The following is an 18,747-nucleotide window of genomic DNA, read 5'->3' as shown; positions in this document are numbered from 1 at the left end:
TGAACTCCTCAGGAAAGAAATGTCAGCTGCACCTTGCAGGCAGCGGATCGATCGCCGGCCTGCTCGAAGGCCCGAACCGCCTCGTCGACCGGAAACGCATGGGAAATGATCGGCCGCACGTCGATCCGGCGATTAGAGATGAGCGCGATGGCAATGGCGAATTCTCGGTCGAACCGCTGCGATCCGACGAGCCGCAACTCCTTGCCGACAAGCGAATGGAGCGGCAGATTGATTTCGCCCGTCACGCCGACCTGCACGATCGTGCCGCGCGGCCGAACTGCCGCGACCGCGCTGCGCAGTGCCGGTTCGGCGGCCGAGCACTCGAAGGCCAGGTGGAACTGGCCCTTGTCGGCCTCGTAGGCGGCAAGCCCAGCCGGATCGCGACGGACATTGACGGTGCGGGTCGCGCCCATGGCCTTCGCCCTGTCGAGTGCCGCTTCGGCCAGATCCGTCACGACGATCTCATCGGCTCCCGCATGGCGCGCCGCCGCCACCACGAGCGCGCCGATCGGCCCCGCTCCGGTGACGAGTACCTTCTTTCCCCTGATTTCGCCGGCCTGGGCGACCGCGTGAAGACAGACCGCCAGCGGCTCGGCGCAGGCTGCCTCGCCGGGGCTGACCAGCGAGCCCGCGGGATGACATTGGACGGCCGGAACCACCAGCCAGTCGCGGAACATGCCCTGCGTGTGGGGGAGACGCATTGCACTGCCCAGGAAGCGCATATCGAGGCAGTGGACCGGGAGGCCTTCGCCGCAAAAGCGGCAGGTCCCGCAAGGCTGACTCGGATTTACCGCCACCAGATCACCGATAGCAAGGCCGGAGACGCCGGCCCCGAGCGCCGCGACGCGGCCCGAGGCCTCGTGGCCGGGTATGATCGGCTCACGAACCCGGACGGGCCCGAATCCCCGTCCTGGTAATAGTGAAGATCCGAGCCGCAAATGCCGCCTGCAGCCATCTTCAACAGCACCTCGCCATCTCCCGGCGCAGGAACGTCGGCGACTTCCAGCCGAAGATCGCGTGGGCCGTAAAGCCGGGCAAGGCGTGTGTGCATGGGTGCTCCCGACATCAGCGGATCAGTCCCACGGACTGCGGCAGCCACAATACCACAGCCGGAACGAAGGTGATCAGAATGAGAGCGATGAACAGCGGCACAAGCCATGGCAGGATCGCCATCGTCGTCCGCTCGACCGAGAGCTTCGCCACCCGCGACAGTACGAAAAGCACCATGCCGAGCGGCGGGTGAAGCAGGCCGATCATCAGGTTGAGCGTCATGATCAGGCCGAAATGCACGGGATCGATTCCGAACTGGGCGGTCAATGGCAGAAGGATGGGCACCAATATGGTGATTGCCGCGATCGTATCGAGAAAACAGCCGACGAAGAGCATCAGAAGGTTCACCAGGATGAGGAAAACCCATTTGTTGTCGGTGATCGTCAGGATCGCGCCGGAGAGCATCTGCGCGGCCTGACTGACCGTCAGGAGCCATGCGAAGATCGACGCCGCCGTGACGATGAAGAGCACCGATGCCGTCGTCTCGATCGTGTCGAAGGTCGCACGGGCGAGCGTCGACATCGTCATCGTGCGATAGCGTACCAGACCCAGGAACAGCGACCAGATCACGGCGGCGACGGCCGCTTCCGTCGGCGTGAACCACCCCATGGTCATGCCGCCGATCAGAATGATGGGCGTCATCAGCGCCATGACGGCGGAAAAGTCGAAATACCAGTCGAGGGCCAGCAGCACCACGAGTGCGATGCCGACCGCAAGGTTCATCGACAGTCCGGCCGCCATCAGAACATAGATGAGAAGCGGAACGGCAAGCACGACCACGACCTCGAGCGAAGCCGCAAGCAGCCGCTTCATTTCGAAAGGCGTATCTGAGCCCCAGCCGCGTTTATAGGCGAAGATCGCCACCGTCAGCATCATCAGCACCGTCATCACCACGCCCGGCACGACACCGGCCATGAACAGCGCCCCGATGGAGACGTTCGCCATCATGCCGTAGATGACGAAGGGCAGCGACGGCGGGAAGATCGGGCCAAGCGTCGCCGAAGCGGCGGTAACGCCGACCGCCGCATCGACCGGATAGCCGTGATCCTTCATCGCCTTGATCTCGATCGTCCCGATGCCGGCGGCGTCCGCAAGCGCGGTGCCCGACATGCCCGAGAAAATCACCGAGCCGACGATGTTGACCTGTGCCAGCCCGCCCTTCATCCAGCCGACGAGGGCGACCGCGAAGGAATAGATGCGGCCGGTGACGCCGGCGGAGTTCATGAGGTTGCCGGCCAGGATGAAAAAGGGCACCGCAAGCAGCGGAAAGCTTTCGACGCCCGCAATCATCCGCTGCGCCGCGATGATGTCGGGCGCGACATTGTAGGAAACCAGATAGAGAACCGACGCCGCAGCCATGGAAATGGCGACGGGAACGCCGACCAGCATGAGGACGAGAAAGGAACCGACGAGCAGGAGCATGGGGATCAGTCCTCGACCTTGTGGAATTCTTCGGGCTTTTCGAGAACCGAATAGCCGCGGCGCTGATTGGCCACGAAGACCTGGATGGAGCGGATCAGCATCAGCACGAAACCGGCCATCACGCTATAGAAGACGATGTTGCGCGGCAGGTCGACGGTGACCATGCGTTCGTGGGCGACGATCGCCACGTAGCGCCACATCAGCCAGCAGGCATAGGCGAAGAAGACGATACGCACCAGATCTACGAAGATCGCCAGGGTACGGGCGACGGTCGGCGGCAGATAATGGTAGAGCACGTCGACCTGGATGTGGCGTGACAGCCGCACGCACATGACGGAGCCCAGAAACACGACGCCGATCAGGCAGTTCGTGGCGATCTCCTCCGTCCAGGCATAGGAGTCGTTGAGCACGTAACGCGTGAAGAACTGCAGGAACACGCATCCGGCCATCAGCCAGAAGACGGCGAGCGTCACCCAATCCTCGAAGGCATAGTTGGAGAGATCCGCGGCTGGCGGAGCCTCGTCGAAGGCATGGGCGATTTCTTCGGGCGTCGTTTGCAAATGGACTTCCTGGGACATGGCATCATCCGGCGTCTGGAAAAACGAAACGCCGGCCCGCCATTGAGGGCGAGCCGGCGAGAGTGGTTCACTTGATGGCGCGGATGGCCTCCCAGTCTTCCTTGTTGTAGCCGAAGTCTTCGAGCTTCACCTTTTCATTGACGGTCTTCTCGAAGTCGGCCCTGTCGACCTCGGTCACTTCGATGCCACGCTCCTTGAAGGTGGCCACGAGCTCCTTCTCGCGCTCTTCGATGATCTTGGTGGCACGCACGGCCGCCTCCTGCATCACCTCGGTGAAGATCTGCTTGTCGGCATCGGAGAGCTGCGACCAGAGGTTCTTCGAAACGACCGTGTTCAGATGATCGACGATGTGGCCCGTCAGAACGATATGTTTCTGCACTTCGAAGAACTTCTTCGCCTCGATCGTCGTCAGCGGATTTTCCTGAGCCTCGACGGTGCCGTTCTGGAGCGCGAGATAGACCTCGGCAAAGGCGATCGGGGTGGTGTTGGCACCGCAGGCGCGCGGCATGGCGAGATAGGCCGGAACGTCCGGCACACGCATCTTCAGGCCCTGCATGTCGGCGCATTTGGCAATCGGCCTGTTCGATGTGGTGTGGCGCGTACCGTAATAGGTGACGGCGGTGATGTGGTTGCCCGAGGCCTCTTCATATCCCGCGGCCAGACGCTTGAATACGTCGCTCTTGGTATAGGCGATCATATGGGCGGGGTCGCGGAAGATATAGGGAAAATAGGTGACGCCGATCGGCGCATAATCGCGCGCGGCGAAGCTCGAGCCTGAAATGATGATATCGACCGTGCCGAGCTTCAGGCCCTGATTGATATCCGCTTCCTTGCCGAGCTGCGACGCCGGGAACACGTCGATCTTGTAACGCCCCTCGGTGCGTTTGGCGATCTCTTCCGCCGCCCAGACGGACTCGGTATGGAACGGCTCCGACGTTTCGTAGACATGGGCCCATTTGAGCGCCGTTTGGGCATGAGCCGATAGGGCCGATGCCAGGATGGTCGCGGTGGCACCGAGTAGCGTCAACAGTCTGATCGTCATCTTTTTCCTCCCAAGGTGAAATCGTCGCTGTGTGGATTACCGCCCGACGCGCCTCCACGCGGCGGGTATCGTGCTGTCTGACGGCTCCTCATCGAAGCTCGCGGACAGGCGAAGCTGAGACTGGTCGAGATGCGCCCGCATGGCTGCGCGCGCGGCGGCGGGATCCCCGAGCGCGATCGCGTCGCGGATGACGCGATGCTCCTCCATCGCAGCCCGCCAGGTCTCGGTGTTTTCGAAATAGCTCGCCAGCTTTTCGAAATAGGGCGTCATGCGCATGTCGTGGATGCTGCCGACGAAGCGGTTCAGAGTCGCATTCGCGATAATGCTCGAAACGATGACGTGAAACTCGCGATCGATCGCAAGCGCGAGGCGGCGATCCTCGAGTGTGGCGGCCATCCGGGCAAGATTGTCGTCGAGAACGGAAATATGCTCCGGGCGTGCCAGCCGCGCCGCTTCCTCGGCGATGGCGCATTCGACCACGGCCCTGGCCCGCAGCAGTTCGAAAGGGCCTTCGAAATCCTCGGGCGGCGCATCGGCCGCCGGCGCCGGACGCGCCGTCACATAGATGCCCGAACCCATGCGGATGTCGATGAAGCCTTCCACTTCGAGCACTATCAGCGCTTCTCGGATGGTTGGTCGCGAAACGCCGAACATCTGCGCCAGTTCGCGCTCCGCCGGAAGCCGCGACCCGTGCGCCAGTTCGCCCCGTTCGATCAGGGCTCGCATCTGATCCGCCACCTGGCGATAGAGGCGACGCGATTCCACGGCAGAGAACATCATGATCCCCGTTGAGGCGACCTGCGGCCAAGTGGCCAAGTGGTCATACCAATCGATACACATTACTCGTGCTTGCGTTCGTGTCAACGGTGACCGCCGCCTCCCGACAAGTACCGTCTCCAACAAAAATGCCCGGCAGATTGCCGGGCAGTCGGCAGGGAATTGGCTATCCCTGCAGGGGAAGTGGATCTCGCGACGCACGGATCCGCGGACCACGACGGCCCGGCGGAGCGTCGATCCGAACGGGCTATTGTGCAAGCGCGCCGGCCGGGACACCTTGGTCGGCCTCGCGCTTGATCTGCCGGATCGAGACATTCATCCAGACCATGGAAACGGCGACGATGACGAAGAGCAGCATGAAGCAGCTGGACCAAAGGCCGGTCACATCCTTAAGGAAGCCGAAGGCGATCGGCAGGACGAAGCCACCGAGCCCGCCCATCATACCGACGATGCCGCCGACGGCGCCCACATGGGAGGGATAATAGACGGGTATGTGCTTGTAGACCGCCGCCTTGCCGAGGCTCATGACGAAGCCGAGCACGAAGGTCACGACGACGAAGACCACCGGGGTCACCAGGATCGGCATCGCACCGCCGGCCCCACCTGCGGGTATCGACAGAATGGCCGTCGCGACGGCAGACACGGCGAACATCGCATACATGATCTTGCGGGCCCCGAGCTTGTCCGACAAAGCGCCGCCATAGGCGCGGAAGATGCTGCCGGGAATGGAATAGGCGGCGGCGATCATGCCGGCGGTCTCGATGTCGAATCCGTAGACGCCGACGAGATAGCGCGGCAGCCAGAGCGCGAGCGCCACGAAACCACCGAAGGAAAAGAAGTAGTAGAGCGAGAAGCGCCAGACCTGAACGTTCTTGAGTGGCTCGAATTCGCTAAAGAAGCTCTTCCTGGGCGCACCAACATCGCGGCGGGCGCGGAATTGCGGATCGTCTTCCGTCGAGAGCCAGAAGACAACCGCCGTGACGAAAAGCGCGGCCGCCCAGACCTGCGCGACCGCCTGCCAGCCGAAGGCGACGAGAACGAATGGCGCCAGAAATTTCGTGACAGCGGCTCCGACGTTGCCGGCACCGAATATCCCGAGAGCCGTGCCCTGTTTTTCCGGCGGAAAGAAAGGCGAGACATAGGCGACCCCAACGGCGAAGGAGCCTCCCGCCAGTCCGACGCCGAGCCCTGCAAGGAGCATCTGCGGATAGGTCGCGGCATGAGCGAGCAGGAAGGTGGCGAGTGCGGCCGCCAGCATGGTGATCGTGTAGACGAGGCGGCCGCCATAGCGGCTGGTCCAGATGCCCAGCACGATGCGGACGAGCGAACCGGTCAGGATCGGCATGCCGATCAGGAGCCCGAACTCGGCTTCGCTCAGGCCGAGTTCATCCTTTATGCGCACGCCGATGATCGAAAAAATGGTCCATATGGCGAAACAGACCGTAAATGCACCCGTTGAGACCCACAAGGCGCGTCCTGATGCGCCCTTATAGGTCGACTGCGTCTGGTGAAGAGCGGACATGATATCTCCCTGCGCGATAGCTCGCGCGATACGCGTCGTTGATCATGGGAATAGCCGCGAACAGGCATCGCACTCACCCACAGGGGCGCGTCGATCCTCTCCGGCAACCTTGCTCATGGCGCGCGACATTGGGCGCCACCGGTGGCTTGCTCGGGCTCAAAACATTGGATGCAAGCAGCGTGCCAAACCGAAATCCGCGGAAGGCGGGAGAGAATTCAAAAGATTAGCCGGCCCGCGTTTCATGCACTTTGCCGGCATGGCCAAATATTGGGCCGCCCGCCACGTCATGCCCAATTATCGTGCAGGCCGCACCTGCGCTTGGCAGACAGGCAAAGACCCGCCGTCCGGAGCAAGTCCGGAGGCGGGTCCCTTGCAAGAAGTCCTACGACTCCGGGCTGGACTAGATCTATACCTCGACACCCAGGACTGCGCAGCAGTCGCCCGACTTGATCAGCCCGGGGTTATGTCGGGCCACCAGAACGCCATCCATCTTGGCTCGAACCTCGATCGGTGCGACACCGGTGCGTCCGATCGGATAGATGCACGCGATCACTGCGCCGCGGTCGACCGCTTCGCCAAGGTCGATGAGGAACTCGACGAGACCGCCATCCTCCGCGAAAGCGAAACAATCGTCGCTGGGCATGTCCAGCCATTTGGTGGGTCCCGCCTCGATCTCGCCCTTGAGTATCCCGGCATGCCTCAGCACGTTCGCGACGCCGCGCTTTGCAACTGAAGCGGTCCTGGCAGTCGCCGAACCGCCACCGCCGAGCTCCGTCGTGATGAAGATCTTGCCCATCTCCTCGGCCGCGGTGTCGTACATTCCGACCGCGTCGATCTCCAGCATCTTCATGGAATAGGGCGCCCCGAACGCCCGGACGAAGTCGAAAGCTTTCGCTTCCTGGGCCTTGTCGGGCAGGATGTGCGCCGCGCAGAAGGGCAAGAAGTCGAGCGTCTTTCCGCCCGAATGGAAATCGAGCACGATGTCGGCGAGCGGCAGTAGGACACGCTGGAAGTAATCCGCGATTTTCTCGGTGACCGTTCCATCCGGCCTCCCCGGGAAGCTGCGGTTCATGTTGCCCTTGTCGATCGGCGACGTCCGCGTCTGCGCCTGGAAGGCCGGGTAATTCATCGCCGGAACGATGATCACCCTTCCCTCGACGTCGGCCGCATCCAGCTTGCGGGCGAGATCGAAGAGCGCGATCGGCCCCTCGTATTCATCGCCGTGATTGCCGCCCGTGAGTAGGGCAGTCGGGCCCTGCCCGTTCTTGACCACGGTAATCGGAATCATCACCGAACCCCACGCGGAATCATCGCGACTATAGGGAAGGCGCAGGAAGCCGTGCTGGACGCCATCGGCCTCGAAATCGACCGTCGCGCTGATCGGCGACGGCCGCAAGTGGTGCTCCCTCATGCTCTCAGTCCTTGACCATCAGCTTGCGCGGCACGGAGGCGAGGCACTCGACACCGCTCTCGGTGATGAGAATGCTCTCGGTGGTTTCGAACCCCATATCCTCGAGCCAGAGCCCCGTCATGAAGTGGAATGTCATCCCCGGCTTCAGTTCCGTCTTGTCGCCCGGACGCAGGCTCATCGTGCGCTCGCCCCAATCCGGCGGATAGGAAAGACCGATCGGGTAGCCCGTGCGGTTGTCCTTGACGATCCCGTATTTCTTCAGCACGGCGAAGAAGGCGTTCGCGATGTCCTCGCAGGTGTTGCCCGGCTTGGCGACGGCGAGCCCTGCCTCCATGCCCTCGATCGTCGCCTTCTCGGCGTCCAGAAAGGCCTGGGTCGGCTTACCCAGGAACACCGTGCGCGACAGCGGCACATGATAGCGGTTGTAGCAGCCGGCGATTTCGAAGAAGGTGCCCTCGCCCCGCTTCATCGGCCGGTCGTCCCAGGTGAGATGCGGCGCTGATGCCTCGACGCCGGAAGGAAGAAGCGGCACGATCGCCGGATAGTCGCCGCCGATGCCGTCGACGCCGCGCGTACCCGCATCGTAGATTTCCGCCACCAGGTCGCACTTGCGCATACCCACTTCGATCTTGTCGAAGATGCGCTGATGCATGGCTTCGACGATCCGCGCCGCGTTGCGCATGTATTTGATCTCGGTCTCGCTCTTGACCGCACGCTGCCAGTTCACCAGCGCCGTGGCGTCGCTGAAACGCGCATTGGGCAGGTGTCTCTGCAGCGAGGCGAAGGCGGCCGCCGAGAACCAGTAGTTGTCCATTTCGACGCCGATGCTGAGCGAACCAAAGCCGCGATCGGCGAGAATGCCCGAGAGATAGTCCATCGGGTGGCGTTCGGTCGACTGCACGTAGTGGTCGGGATAGCCGACGATATTCTTGTGATCGAGATAGGCAGTCAGCTTCGCGCCATTCGCATCCTGGCCGCGGCCGAACCAGATCGGTTCGCCCGTAGGCGGCACGATGACCGCCTGATGCACGTAGAAGGACCAGCCGTCATAGCCGGTGAGCCAGGCCATGTTGGAAGGATCGCTCACGATCAGGAGGTCGACGCCTTTCGCCTCCATCGCCTTTCGGGTCTTCGCAAGCCGCGCTTCATATTCTCCAAGGGAGAATTTGAGGTTGGGTTGGGTCATGTCTCTTCCCTCGTTCTTCCGGCCCCGTTCTTGCAGGGTGCCGGTCTCAACTTTCCAATGTGGTACCTGCGTCCGCCGCGTTGGCCCGCGCGAAGGCGAGCGTGGCGATGGCCGTGTCCTGGATGCCGGTGCCGGTCAGATCGGCAATGGTGATCTCGTCGGCGCGCGTGCGTCCGGGTTTCAGGCCGGCGATCACCTGGCCGAGTTCAGGGAACTCGGCCTCCGCCGACACGAGATGAGCGGCAATCGTGTGATGCAGCTCGCCGAGCCTGCGTGTCTGTTTGAGGCTGTCGGCGACGTAAGTCGCGCGGGCGATCGCATGCGGGTCCAGTTCGTTCTTGTGTTCGGCGTCCGAACCCATGGCCGTGACGTGCTGCCCCGGCTCGAGCCATTCGGCCTTGAGGACCGGCGTCTCCGACGGCGTCGTGGTGACGATGATGTCGGCACCTGCGATGGCCGCTCTCGGATCGGTTTCGGCTTTGATCGGAAAGCCGAACTTCCCGGCAAAAGCAGCGGCCGCGGTTTCAGCCTTGGCCGCATCGCGGGCCCAGATGCGTGCTTCCCGGATCGGGCGCACGAGCGCGAGCGCTTCGAGCTGAAGCCTTGCCTGCATGCCGGCGCCGAAGACCGCGGCCACCGAGGAATCTTCCCGCGACAGATGTTTCGCCGCGACCGCCCCTGCCGCCGCCGTACGCACGTCGGTCAGATAGCCGTTGTCGAGCAGCAGTGCCTGCACCAGCCCGGTTTTGCTGGACAGAAGCACCATCAGGCCGTTGGTGCTCGGCAGGCCGATCTTCGGATTGTCGAAGAAGCCCGGGCTGATCTTGATCGCAAAACCGTCGAGCCCCGGCACATAGGCCGTCTTGACGTCCACCTCGCCGCGATGCTCCGGAATATCGAGCCTCAGGATGGGCGGCATCGCCACCGCCTTGGTGGCGAGAGCGCGAAACGCATCCTCGACGCAGGCAACCGCTTCGCGATCGAGCGGCACGATGCGCCGCAGTTCCGCCTCGGTCAGTATTTTCATCCGTGTCATGCCGTCTCCTCGCGGAATGGATCCGTTTCGCCGTTCATCACGCGCAGGTGCAGGTCCATGTCGACGTTGCGCCCCGAGAGAATGACCGCGATGGGACCGTCGACGTCCTTGATCTTGCCGGCGAGAAGCGCCGCAATGCCGACGGCGCCCGCCCCTTCGACGATCTCGCGCTCCTCGGCATAGGCGTGGCGCATGCCGGCGGCGATTTCGGCTTCCGTCAGAAGGATGACGTCGTCGAGGAGGTCCCGGCACATGCGGAACGTGACGCGATTGTCGAGGCCGATGCCGCCGCCGAGCGAATCCGCAAGGCTCGGCTGTTCGTCGACGAGCACGGGTGTGCCGGCGGCGAAGCTCGCCTTCATCGCCGCGCCGCGCTCCATCGTCAGGCCTACGACACGCGTCGCCGGTCTTCGCGCCTTGACGGCTGCCGCCACCCCGGCCGCCAGCCCACCACCCGAGACGGGTACAAGCACCATGGCAACGTCGGGCATCTGCGCCACGACCTCGAGTCCGAGCGTCCCCTGCCCTGCGACGATCGCCGGATGGTCGAAGGGCGGCACCATTACGAGACCATTTTCCGCAACGAGCCGTTCGACTTCTTCCTGCGCCTCGTCCTGGGAATTGCCGACAATCCGCACATTGGCGCCGAGGCGTCTGATTTCGGAGACCTTGTTCACGGGCACCAGGTGCGACATGCAGATCGTGGCGACCGAGCCTTCCGCCTTTGCCGCATGGGCAAGTGCCCGGCCATGATTGCCGGTCGAGGCCGCGATCACGCCGAGCGCTCGGTCGCCGGCAGAAAGCGAAAGCACCGCATTGGTCGCGCCGCGCAGCTTGAAGCTTCCGGTCGTCTGGTGGTGCTCGAGCTTCAAGCCGACAGGCACGCCGCAGAGCTCGCTCAACGAGCCCGACATTGCCAGCGGCGTCGTAAGTACACGGCCGGAAATGCGTCGTGCCGCCACCTCGATGTCGTCGATCGTCACGGGAGAGAAGCGCTCACGGCCTTTCCCCTCGAGTGGCAGCTCCATCAGCCGTCCGAGTTGCGGGCGTGCTTCCCGATCGCCGCAAAGGCGGAGGCAAGCCCAGGCGGTGGCGTAATTGCTGCTGACGACCGGCTTGCCGATCGCCTGCTCGATTTCGGCGATGACGCCTGCCGCGCGAACGGCAGTACAGGAAATGAAGAGCGCATCCGATTCCGGCGCTGCCGCGTCCTTTGCGAAGGCCACGATCTCCTTCGGGCTGATCCGCGCCATCTCACGGTCGTCGGTGAGACCCAGGCAGGTAAACCTGTCGATTGCGAAGCCGCGCTCGGCGAAATAGTCGGCCATGGGCCGGCTGGTCTCGATCGTGTAAGGGGTGAGCACCGAAATCCTGTTTGCACCCAATGCACGCAAGCCTTGGACCGAAGCGGCCGTCGGCGTCACGACGGCCGCCTCCGGCTTTGCGGCCTTGATCGCCGCAGCCACCTCCCTGTCGCCGATGACCACGGAGGCCGAGGTGCAGGAATACATGACGACGTCCAGGGTCTCGTCCGGCAGGATCAAGGCTGCCGCTTCTGTGAGCGACGGCTGCATCGCCCGCAGATTCTCCGGCGTCACCGGATTGGCATAGGGGATACGGGTGACATAGACCCCGATCCGGTCCGACGCGACCATGCGCTGGAAATCGACTTCCGTCGTATGGTCGGTGGCGAGGATGACGAGGCCGATCCGCTTGTCGAGCGGCCGCTCGTCGAGACGCGGCCTGCGCGCCGCAAGCGAGAGGGCGACAGGGGTTCTCATCAGCGCTCCTCCACCCGGGAATAGCGCTCTTCGAGCCAGCGCAGGAAGAAGACCGAGATCAGGCTCATGATCAGGAAGAACACGCCGACCAGCGTCATCGGCTCGATGTAGCGATAATTGCTGTTGGCGATGCTCTTTGCCTGGTTCATCAGTTCGAGCACCGTGATTGCCGAAAGCAGGGGTGTCTCCTTGAACATGGCAATCAGGTAATTGGCGAGCGCCGGTATCATCGGCGGGATCGCCTGCGGCAGGATCACGTGTATCCAGGTTTGCCGGGTCGTGAGGTTCGCCGCCTTGGCCGCTTCCCATTGTCCGCGCGGCACGTTCTCGATGCCGGCACGATAGACCTCGGCGGCATAGGTGCCGTAGTGGATGCCGAGACCGATGACGCCGGCGACCAGCGCAGGCAGGCGGATTCCGATGTCCGGAAGCACATAGAAGATGAAGTAGAGTTGCACGAGCAGCGGCGTTCCGCGGATGAACTCGACGGCAAAGCTCGTGACACGCGCTATCGGAGCCGGTGCGGTCATCCGCAGGATGGCGAAGACAAGGCCGATCACCGCTGCGACCACCGAGCCGAGCGCCGTCGCGAGGATCGTGATCTTCAGCCCCTCGATGAGGGTCGGCATGATCTGGCGGACGAATTCCCAGTCCCATTCCATGGTCAGACCCTCACACCGTCGAGGCCGCGCGAAACGCGCCTCTCGAGCCACCGCATGCCGAGCGAGATCAGCCAGGCCATGACGAAATAAAGCAGCAGGATGGTCGCGAACGGGATCAGCGTGCTGCCGGTCTGGGCGCGGACCACCTGGGCCTGAAACGTCATGTCGCTGAGCGAGATCAGCGACACGACCGCCGTTCCCTTCAGGAGCTCGATGGCGTTATTGCCGAAGGTCGGCAGCATCAGGGGCAGCGCCTGGGGCAGGACGATGTGGCGCATCGCCTGGAACCGCGTGAGGTTGAGCGCGATGCAGGCCTCGCGCTGCTCGCGGCCGATCGCCTTTACCGCGCCCCGCACGACCTCCGCTCCATAGGCGCCGACATTGAGGCCGAGCGCGAGGACGCCCGCCTGCAGCGGCGTCAGCGTTATGCCGGCGAACGGCAATACGAAATAGACCCAGAAGAGCTGCACGAAAATGGAAGTGCCGCGGAAGAATTCGATATAAGTCGTGGCAAGCGCGCGCACGGCCATGAACCGGCTGAGGCGCCCGAGGCCGGCAGCGAAGGCAACCACGACGGCGAGCGCGGAACCCATGAGGGTCAGTTGCACGGTCACCCAGGCGCCCTGCAGGATCAATCCGATATAGCCGGACCAGTCGATCATCGTTTCGTTGTTCCAGTCAGAGTTTCGGCTTGGTCGTCGCCGCCCACACCGCCTTCCTCCGCATTGTGCGAACGGAAGGCGGCGGGAAGCCCCAGCCCGGGGCTTATTTCGCGGCGCAGAGCTTTTCGCGGGTGGTCGACATCGCAGCCTTGGCCGAGAAGCCATAGGGCTCGATGATCTTCGCGAATTCGCCCGACTCCTTCAGCTTGGCGAGCTCGACATCGAAGGCGTCGCGGAGCGCCTCGTCGCCCTTTCTGAAGGCGGCGCCGTCGCAATAGACCGGCGCACCCTCGACGGGGGCCAGCACCTCGACGTTCGGGTCGTTCGCCTTGGAGACGAGATCGTTTATCGAAAGGACCGGCAGCGAGTAGACGTCGATGCGGCCGTCCTGCAACATCTTCAATCCGCTCTGGCCATCCGGAACCACGATGACGCGGTCGCGCGGCACGCCGGCTTCGAGCGCCAGCTTCTCCTCGGTACCGCCCCCCGGTGCGCCGATCTTGGCGTCCGGATTGTCGGCGATGTCCTTGTAGCTCTTAAGTCCGAGCGGGTTGCCTTTTTTCAGCGCGAAGGCCTCGGCGTCGCAGAGGATCGGCTGCGAATAGGCGACGGCGGCGCAGCGTTCCGGCTTCATGAACAGACCGGCGGTGATTGCGTCATGGCGCCCGGCCTGCAGGCCCGGGATCATCGCGCCGTATTCGGAAATGGAGGCGACGACGTCGGCAACGCCGAGCCGCTTGAAGATCTCGCGGGCGACATCCGGTGCTGCACCGGAGACCTTGCCGTCGGCTCCGACGGCGGTAAAGGGCGGCTCGTTGGCGATGGCGATGCGCGCGAAGCCCTGCTCTTTCAACTCCTCGAGCTTGTTCTCGTCCGCGGCGGCTGGCGTCGCCGCAGCAACTGCCATCAACGCGGTGGCGCCTGCCGCCATTAGCATGATATCTCTCAGTTTCATCGTTCCCAACTCCTCTGTTCTCTCGATGTTTTCCTTGAGGCAATGTCGGCCGTAAGGCTTAGACGCGGTGCCCTGCCGCAATGATCTTGCGCAGGAAAGTCTGTGTGCGCTCCTGCTTGGGATGCCGGAAAATGTCCTCGGGTTTTCCCTCCTCCACGATCTTGCCGCGGTCGAAGAAAAGCACCCGGTCTGCGAAATCATGAGCAAAGCCCATCTCGTGGGTGACGAGCAGCATGGTCATGTCCGTCTCGGATGCGAGCTTGCGCATGACGTTCAGGACTTCCTCCACGAGCTCGGGATCGAGCGCGGAGGTGACCTCGTCGAAAAGCATGATCTTGGGTGAGAGCGCCAACGCCCGGGCGATCGCAACACGCTGCTTCTGCCCGCCGGAAAGCTGTGCCGGCATGCTCTTGGCCTTATCGGCCAAGCCCACCATGTCGAGCAGTTCCATCGCGCGCTTTTCCGCCGCAGCGCGCGCCATGCCCTTGGTCAGCATCGGCGCCAGCGTAACGTTGTCGAGAACGCATTTATGAGGAAACAGGTTGAAGTGCTGGAAGACCATGCCGATCTTCTCGCGCATCTTATGAAGATGCCGCTCGTCGGCAGGGACGAGGTTGCCGGCCTTCTTCATGTGATAGAGATGCTCGCCGTCGACCTGGATGAAGCCGTCGCTGATGGTCTCGAGCGTCATCAGAATGCGGAGGATGGTCGTCTTACCCGAACCGGACGGCCCGATGAGAGCCAGCTTCTCGCCCGGCATCACCTCCATCGACAGGCCGTCGAGCACGGTGAGGGAACCGTATCGCTTGACGATGTTGTCGATGCGAATGATCGGCTGGGACATTCACGCCTCTCCCTTTGAGACTGAAGCGCATGACGTCGCTCCAGACCGCTGCATACTTCTGGGCGCCATGCGTTAATGTCCTAACGATGATCCGGTTCCAAAATCATGTCAATCTGAATAATAATATCATGACAATTATTTGAAACATGCTCAAAAGCTGAGCATTCGCCTCAAATGACGAGGAGCAGCGCCTCGGGCTCACCGAGCGCCAGAGAGGCGACGATGCCGAGCCCGGACCTCAGCTCCAGCTCGGTCGTCGAGCCGAGCGATATCCTGACCGCCGGACGCCAGCCGCTGTCAGCCGTTCGGAAGGACGCGCCCGGCGCGATCGCCACGCCGCGCAAGCGCGCCTGGGAAACGAAGGCATCCTCCTGGTGCCCCTCGGGCAGCGTCAGCCAGACATGCAGGCTCTGCGGATGGGTGTGATGGGCAAGGCTTGCCAGAACTTCCTTGGCGATCGCATGGCGAGCGGCGAGCGCCCGGCGCTGCCAGTTCACCAGCTCGATCGCCGTTCCGTCGCTCACCCATTGCGTTGCGATCTCTGCAATCGCGGGGGTCGCCATCCAGTTGGAAACCAGATGCCGGTTGGCGACGGCGGCCACGTAGCGGTCAGGCGCCACCAGATAGCCGATCCTGAGTCCCGGCACGGTGATCTTGGTGAAGCTCGTCACATAGAGCGTGCGCTCGGGCGCCAGTGCGGCGACCGGGGGCAGGCGTTCTTCCACCAAGGGTCCGAGAATGTCGTTCTCTATGATGGCGATGTCATGCCGGCGCGCCACCTCCGCCAGCGCTGCCCGCCGCTCGGCGCTCATCAGGGTCGCGGTCGGGTTGATGACCGAGGGCTGCAGAAAGACCGCGCGGATCACGCCCTTGCGGCAGGCTTCGTCCAGCGCATCCGGGATCATGCCGTCGCGGTCTATCGCGAGACCCTGAAGGTGGATGCCGAGATAGGTCGAAAGCGGCACGAGCGTATGATGGCTGACGGCCTCCGTCGCGACCGTCGAACCGGGCGGTGCCACACTCATCAGCGCCACCGTCATGGCCGAGGTGGCGCCGTTCGTCAGGTTGATGTTGAGCGGCGAAACATCGAGCCCGCAGCGCAAGAGCCATTCGGCCGCGACATTGCGGTGACGCGGGAACACCATGTTCGGGCGGAAGGAAAGCGCGGAACTCGGCGGCAGGTTCTCGGCAAGCCAGGCAAAACCCTGCCGCATCTTTTCCAGATGGTACTGCTCGCAGACGGGCTTCAAGATCGAAAGATCGATCAATTCGCCAAGGCGTTCCGGCAGATAGGGCGGCTCCGGCTCGCGCGGCCGCGTCTGTACGAAGCTGCCGCGTCCGACCTCGCCGGAGATCAAGCCGCGCCGTATGAGCTCGTCATAGGCGCGACTCACCGTCTGCACCGAGAGCTTCAGATCGTCGGCGAGCTTGCGATGCGTCGGCAGCCGCGTGCCGTTCTGGAGCCTCCCCTCCTGGATGGCGCGGGCGAACTGGTCCGCCAGAGAGAGATAGGCGGGGCGGCGCAGAAGTGTCGTGTCGGGCGTCCAATTTGTCATGATTTGAACAGTGATCAAAATCAGCTCAATTGACAATGTAAAAGTGAGCACCCAATGTCATTTCCCGGCTTTGACGTGACCAACACCGACGGAAGGACCTCTTTATGAAGCTCGATGCGATCGATCTGCGGATCCTCGAAGCGATCCAGGCCGACGGGCGTATCACCAAGCTGGCGCTGGCCGAGAAGGCCGGCCTGTCGCCGACGCCCTGCTGGATGCGGCTCAGAAAGCTGGAGAAAGCCGGCATCGTCACCGGCTATCACGCCCGCGTTGCGCTGCGCCGGGTGGCGCCGGTCGCCAGCGTCATGATGGAGGTGACGCTCGGCAATCACCGCCAGGCCGATTTCGACCGGTTCGAGCGCGCCATCGCCGCGATCCCCGAGATCGTCGCCTGCTGGTCGGTCGGCGGCGGGGTCGACTATATCCTCAAGGTCATGACCGCGGACATCGATGCCTATCAACGGCTGGTCGACGGCCTGCTCGAACGCGAACTCGGCATCGACCGCTATTTCACCTACATCGTCACGAAGACGGTAAAGGAAGAAACGGTGCTGCCGTTCGGCTCGCTGCTACCGCACGCGCCGGCAGGGCAGGAATAGTCGGCAGCGGGTGTAGCCACCCCACCGCCACGCCGCATAGACAATCTCTCTCCCCATTGCCCGCACTTTGGTCAAACTCTCTCCTCCGCCACCGCCGATTGGACAATCTATCTCGACAAGCATGGCACTCTTCCCGCAACAGTCGAGGAGAACCGATATGACCGCCGTCTTTGCGCGCACAGCCTTTCACGACGCGTTGAAAAACCTGAACGACCGGCAATTGCTGCGGGAGCTGGCCTATGTCGGCGGCCGCTGGGTTGCCGGCCGGGACGGCACATGCCTGGAGGTGAGCGACCCGGCCAGCGGCGCCGCCCTCGCCTTCGTCGCCTCGCTCGACGCTGCCCAAACCTCCGAGGCGATCGACGCGGCGGAAAAGGCATTCAGGTCCTGGCGCAACATGCTGCCGCAGGCGCGCGCCGCCATCCTGCGCAAATGGCACGACCTGATGCTCGAAGCCCGCGATGACCTCGCCTTGTTGATGACCCTTGAACAGGGCAAGCCGCTTGCCGAGTTCGCGCGGCGAGATCGATTACGCGGCATCCTTCATCGAGTGGTATGCCGAGGAAGGCAAACGCCTCAATGCCGAAAGCGTGACGAGCCATCTTGCCGGGGCCGAAATGATCGTGCGTCGCGAAGCACTCGGCGTCGTCGGCATCGTCACGCCCTGGAACTTCCCTTCCGCGATGATCACCCGGAAGGCGGCCGCCGCCCTTGCCGCAGGCTGCACCGTGGTGGCGCATCCTTCCTCCGAAACCCCTCTTTCGGCGCTCGCCCTGGCCGAGCTCGGCGAGCGCGCCGGTCTTCCCGCAGGCGTATTCAATGTCGTCACCGGCAAAGCCGCAACGATCGTCGGACGAATGTGCGAAGACGCACGGGTACGCGCCATGAGCTTCACCGGCTCTACCGAGATCGGCCGCCTGATCGCCTCCCAATGTGCGCCGACGATGAAGCGGCTGGTAATGGAGCTCGGCGGGCACGCCCCCTGATCGTCTTTGCGGACGCGAATGTCGAAAAAGCCGCCGATATTGCGATCGCCGCGAAGTTCGCGACATCTGGACAAGATTGCCTTGCCGCCAATCGGATTTACGTCGAGCGGCCTGTTCTCAAGGCATTCCAGGAAGCTTTTGCCGCACGAATTTCCGGCCTGAAAGTCGGCTCCGGGATGGAGCCAAACACGGATATCGGTCCGCTGATGCACGAACGCGCCGTCGCCAAGGTCGAGGAACAGGTCGCGGACGCAGTGAAGCTGGGCGCCAGGCTTGCCGTCGGCGGCAAGCGCCACGCCGCCGGGCCGCTCTTTTTCCAGCCCACCCTTCTAACGGATGTGCCCGACGACGCGCTCATCATGCGCGATGAGACCTTCGGCCCCGTGGCGGCCGTAACCGCCTTCGACAGCGAAGACGAAGTGGTCGCGCGGGCGAACGACACGGAATACGGGCTCGTTGCCTATGTCGTAACCGAAAACGGCGCCCGCCAGATGCGGCTCGCCCGCGCCCTCGAATACGGTATGGTGGCAATCAATCGGGTGAAGATCACCGGCGGCCCGATCCCCTTCGGCGGCTGGAAACAATCGGGCCTCGGCCGGGAAGGCTCCCGCCATGGCATGGAGGCCTTCACCGAGCTCAAATATCTCTGCATCGACACCGCTGCCTGACCTGGGCTGT

At 63.3% G+C, this 18,747-nt stretch carries 15 protein-coding genes and 3 pseudogenes; 2 read left to right on the top strand and 16 right to left on the bottom strand.

Annotation, left to right across the window (positions count from 1 at the left end; all coding sequences use genetic code 11):
- Positions 1–8 precede the first annotated feature (8 nt).
- The 16 genes and pseudogenes from N0Q91_RS27940 to ehuR form a co-directional block, all read right to left on the bottom strand.
- Positions 9–1,066, bottom strand: a pseudogene (locus N0Q91_RS27940) (L-idonate 5-dehydrogenase).
- Positions 1,066–2,472, bottom strand: a complete 1,407-nt coding sequence (locus N0Q91_RS27935; RefSeq protein ID WP_275598786.1) for a TRAP transporter large permease — start codon at positions 2,470–2,472, stop codon at positions 1,066–1,068. Before N0Q91_RS27935 ends, N0Q91_RS27940 begins: the two are co-directional and overlap by 1 nt.
- A gap of 5 nt (positions 2,473–2,477) precedes the next feature.
- Complete coding sequence (locus N0Q91_RS27930; protein ID WP_275598785.1) at positions 2,478–3,050, bottom strand: TRAP transporter small permease; 573 nt, start codon at positions 3,048–3,050, stop codon at positions 2,478–2,480.
- A gap of 67 nt (positions 3,051–3,117) precedes the next feature.
- Complete coding sequence (locus tag N0Q91_RS27925) at positions 3,118–4,092, bottom strand: sialic acid TRAP transporter substrate-binding protein SiaP (protein WP_100672345.1); 975 nt, start codon at positions 4,090–4,092, stop codon at positions 3,118–3,120.
- Positions 4,093–4,128: 36 nt separating this feature from the next.
- Complete coding sequence (locus tag N0Q91_RS27920; protein ID WP_050563214.1) at positions 4,129–4,869, bottom strand: FadR/GntR family transcriptional regulator; 741 nt, start codon at positions 4,867–4,869, stop codon at positions 4,129–4,131.
- Positions 4,870–5,116: 247 nt separating this feature from the next.
- Positions 5,117–6,391, bottom strand: coding sequence for an MFS transporter (locus N0Q91_RS27915; RefSeq protein ID WP_275598784.1), 1,275 nt, complete (start codon positions 6,389–6,391; stop codon positions 5,117–5,119).
- Between the two features lie 406 nt (positions 6,392–6,797).
- Positions 6,798–7,802, bottom strand: a complete 1,005-nt coding sequence (gene doeB / locus N0Q91_RS27910) for a N(2)-acetyl-L-2,4-diaminobutanoate deacetylase DoeB (protein ID WP_275598783.1) — start codon at positions 7,800–7,802, stop codon at positions 6,798–6,800.
- Positions 7,803–7,806: 4 nt separating this feature from the next.
- A complete protein-coding gene (doeA, locus tag N0Q91_RS27905; protein ID WP_275598782.1) occupies positions 7,807–8,988 on the bottom strand; it encodes an ectoine hydrolase DoeA in 1,182 nt (393 codons plus the stop codon).
- A gap of 46 nt (positions 8,989–9,034) precedes the next feature.
- The gene (eutC, locus tag N0Q91_RS27900; RefSeq protein WP_275598781.1) at positions 9,035–10,024 is read right to left on the bottom strand and encodes an ectoine utilization protein EutC; all 990 of its coding nucleotides are present in this window, start codon (positions 10,022–10,024) and stop codon (positions 9,035–9,037) included.
- The gene (gene eutB / locus N0Q91_RS27895) at positions 10,021–11,052 is read right to left on the bottom strand and encodes a hydroxyectoine utilization dehydratase EutB (protein WP_275599745.1); all 1,032 of its coding nucleotides are present in this window, start codon (positions 11,050–11,052) and stop codon (positions 10,021–10,023) included. Before eutB ends, eutC begins: the two co-directional genes overlap by 4 nt.
- Positions 11,029–11,805: pseudogene (gene eutA, locus N0Q91_RS27890) on the bottom strand (ectoine utilization protein EutA); the annotation flags it as partial. The gene eutB and the pseudogene eutA, both read right to left, overlap by 24 nt.
- Positions 11,805–12,467 carry an ectoine/hydroxyectoine ABC transporter permease subunit EhuD gene (gene ehuD / locus N0Q91_RS27885; protein WP_018098471.1) on the bottom strand — a complete coding sequence of 221 codons (663 nt, stop codon included), beginning with the start codon at positions 12,465–12,467 and terminating at the stop codon, positions 11,805–11,807. The gene ehuD and the pseudogene eutA, both read right to left, overlap by 1 nt.
- Positions 12,468–12,469: 2 nt before the next feature.
- Positions 12,470–13,129, bottom strand: coding sequence for an ectoine/hydroxyectoine ABC transporter permease subunit EhuC (gene ehuC / locus N0Q91_RS27880; protein WP_003525889.1), 660 nt, complete (start codon positions 13,127–13,129; stop codon positions 12,470–12,472).
- Positions 13,130–13,232: 103 nt separating this feature from the next.
- Positions 13,233–14,084, bottom strand: coding sequence for an ectoine/hydroxyectoine ABC transporter substrate-binding protein EhuB (gene ehuB, locus N0Q91_RS27875; RefSeq protein WP_275598780.1), 852 nt, complete (start codon positions 14,082–14,084; stop codon positions 13,233–13,235).
- Positions 14,085–14,142: 58 nt separating this feature from the next.
- On the bottom strand, positions 14,143–14,928 hold the full coding sequence (ehuA, locus tag N0Q91_RS27870; protein ID WP_018098470.1) for an ectoine/hydroxyectoine ABC transporter ATP-binding protein EhuA: 786 nt from the start codon (positions 14,926–14,928) through the stop codon (positions 14,143–14,145).
- 170 nt (positions 14,929–15,098) lie between these two features.
- Positions 15,099–16,484: a MocR-like ectoine utilization transcription factor EhuR gene (gene ehuR, locus N0Q91_RS27865; RefSeq protein ID WP_275598779.1), complete on the bottom strand. Its 1,386-nt coding sequence runs from the start codon at positions 16,482–16,484 to the stop codon at positions 15,099–15,101.
- A gap of 104 nt (positions 16,485–16,588) precedes the next feature.
- Here ehuR and N0Q91_RS27860 point away from each other — a divergent pair, with 104 nt between their 5' ends.
- Both N0Q91_RS27860 and N0Q91_RS27855 read left to right on the top strand, forming a co-directional pair.
- Complete coding sequence (locus N0Q91_RS27860; protein ID WP_100672351.1) at positions 16,589–17,083, top strand: Lrp/AsnC family transcriptional regulator; 495 nt, start codon at positions 16,589–16,591, stop codon at positions 17,081–17,083.
- A 157-nt stretch (positions 17,084–17,240) separates the two neighbouring features.
- A pseudogene (locus N0Q91_RS27855) lies at positions 17,241–18,737 on the top strand (NAD-dependent succinate-semialdehyde dehydrogenase).
- Positions 18,738–18,747 lie beyond the last annotated feature (10 nt).

The organism is Sinorhizobium prairiense, from assembly GCF_029201645.2.
Classification (GTDB): Bacteria; Pseudomonadota; Alphaproteobacteria; order Rhizobiales; family Rhizobiaceae; genus Sinorhizobium; species Sinorhizobium meliloti_A.
This window is presented reverse-complemented; position numbering and strand designations above follow the sequence as displayed.

Coding starts and splice junctions, on each gene's coding strand:
- N0Q91_RS27860 (WP_100672351.1), top strand. CDS start 16,589: ATGAAGCTCGATGCGATCGATCTGCGGATCCTCGAAGCGATCCAGGCC.
- N0Q91_RS27935 (WP_275598786.1), bottom strand. CDS start 2,472: ATGCTCCTGCTCGTCGGTTCCTTTCTCGTCCTCATGCTGGTCGGCGTT.
- ehuA (WP_018098470.1), bottom strand. CDS start 14,928: ATGTCCCAGCCGATCATTCGCATCGACAACATCGTCAAGCGATACGGT.
- eutC (WP_275598781.1), bottom strand. CDS start 10,024: ATGACACGGATGAAAATACTGACCGAGGCGGAACTGCGGCGCATCGTG.
- doeB (WP_275598783.1), bottom strand. CDS start 7,802: ATGAGGGAGCACCACTTGCGGCCGTCGCCGATCAGCGCGACGGTCGAT.
- ehuD (WP_018098471.1), bottom strand. CDS start 12,467: ATGGAATGGGACTGGGAATTCGTCCGCCAGATCATGCCGACCCTCATC.
- doeA (WP_275598782.1), bottom strand. CDS start 8,988: ATGACCCAACCCAACCTCAAATTCTCCCTTGGAGAATATGAAGCGCGG.
- N0Q91_RS27925 (WP_100672345.1), bottom strand. CDS start 4,092: ATGACGATCAGACTGTTGACGCTACTCGGTGCCACCGCGACCATCCTG.
- N0Q91_RS27920 (WP_050563214.1), bottom strand. CDS start 4,869: ATGTTCTCTGCCGTGGAATCGCGTCGCCTCTATCGCCAGGTGGCGGAT.
- ehuB (WP_275598780.1), bottom strand. CDS start 14,084: ATGAAACTGAGAGATATCATGCTAATGGCGGCAGGCGCCACCGCGTTG.
- N0Q91_RS27915 (WP_275598784.1), bottom strand. CDS start 6,391: ATGTCCGCTCTTCACCAGACGCAGTCGACCTATAAGGGCGCATCAGGA.
- eutB (WP_275599745.1), bottom strand. CDS start 11,052: ATGGAGCTGCCACTCGAGGGGAAAGGCCGTGAGCGCTTCTCTCCCGTG.
- N0Q91_RS27930 (WP_275598785.1), bottom strand. CDS start 3,050: ATGTCCCAGGAAGTCCATTTGCAAACGACGCCCGAAGAAATCGCCCAT.
- ehuC (WP_003525889.1), bottom strand. CDS start 13,129: ATGATCGACTGGTCCGGCTATATCGGATTGATCCTGCAGGGCGCCTGG.
- ehuR (WP_275598779.1), bottom strand. CDS start 16,484: ATGACAAATTGGACGCCCGACACGACACTTCTGCGCCGCCCCGCCTAT.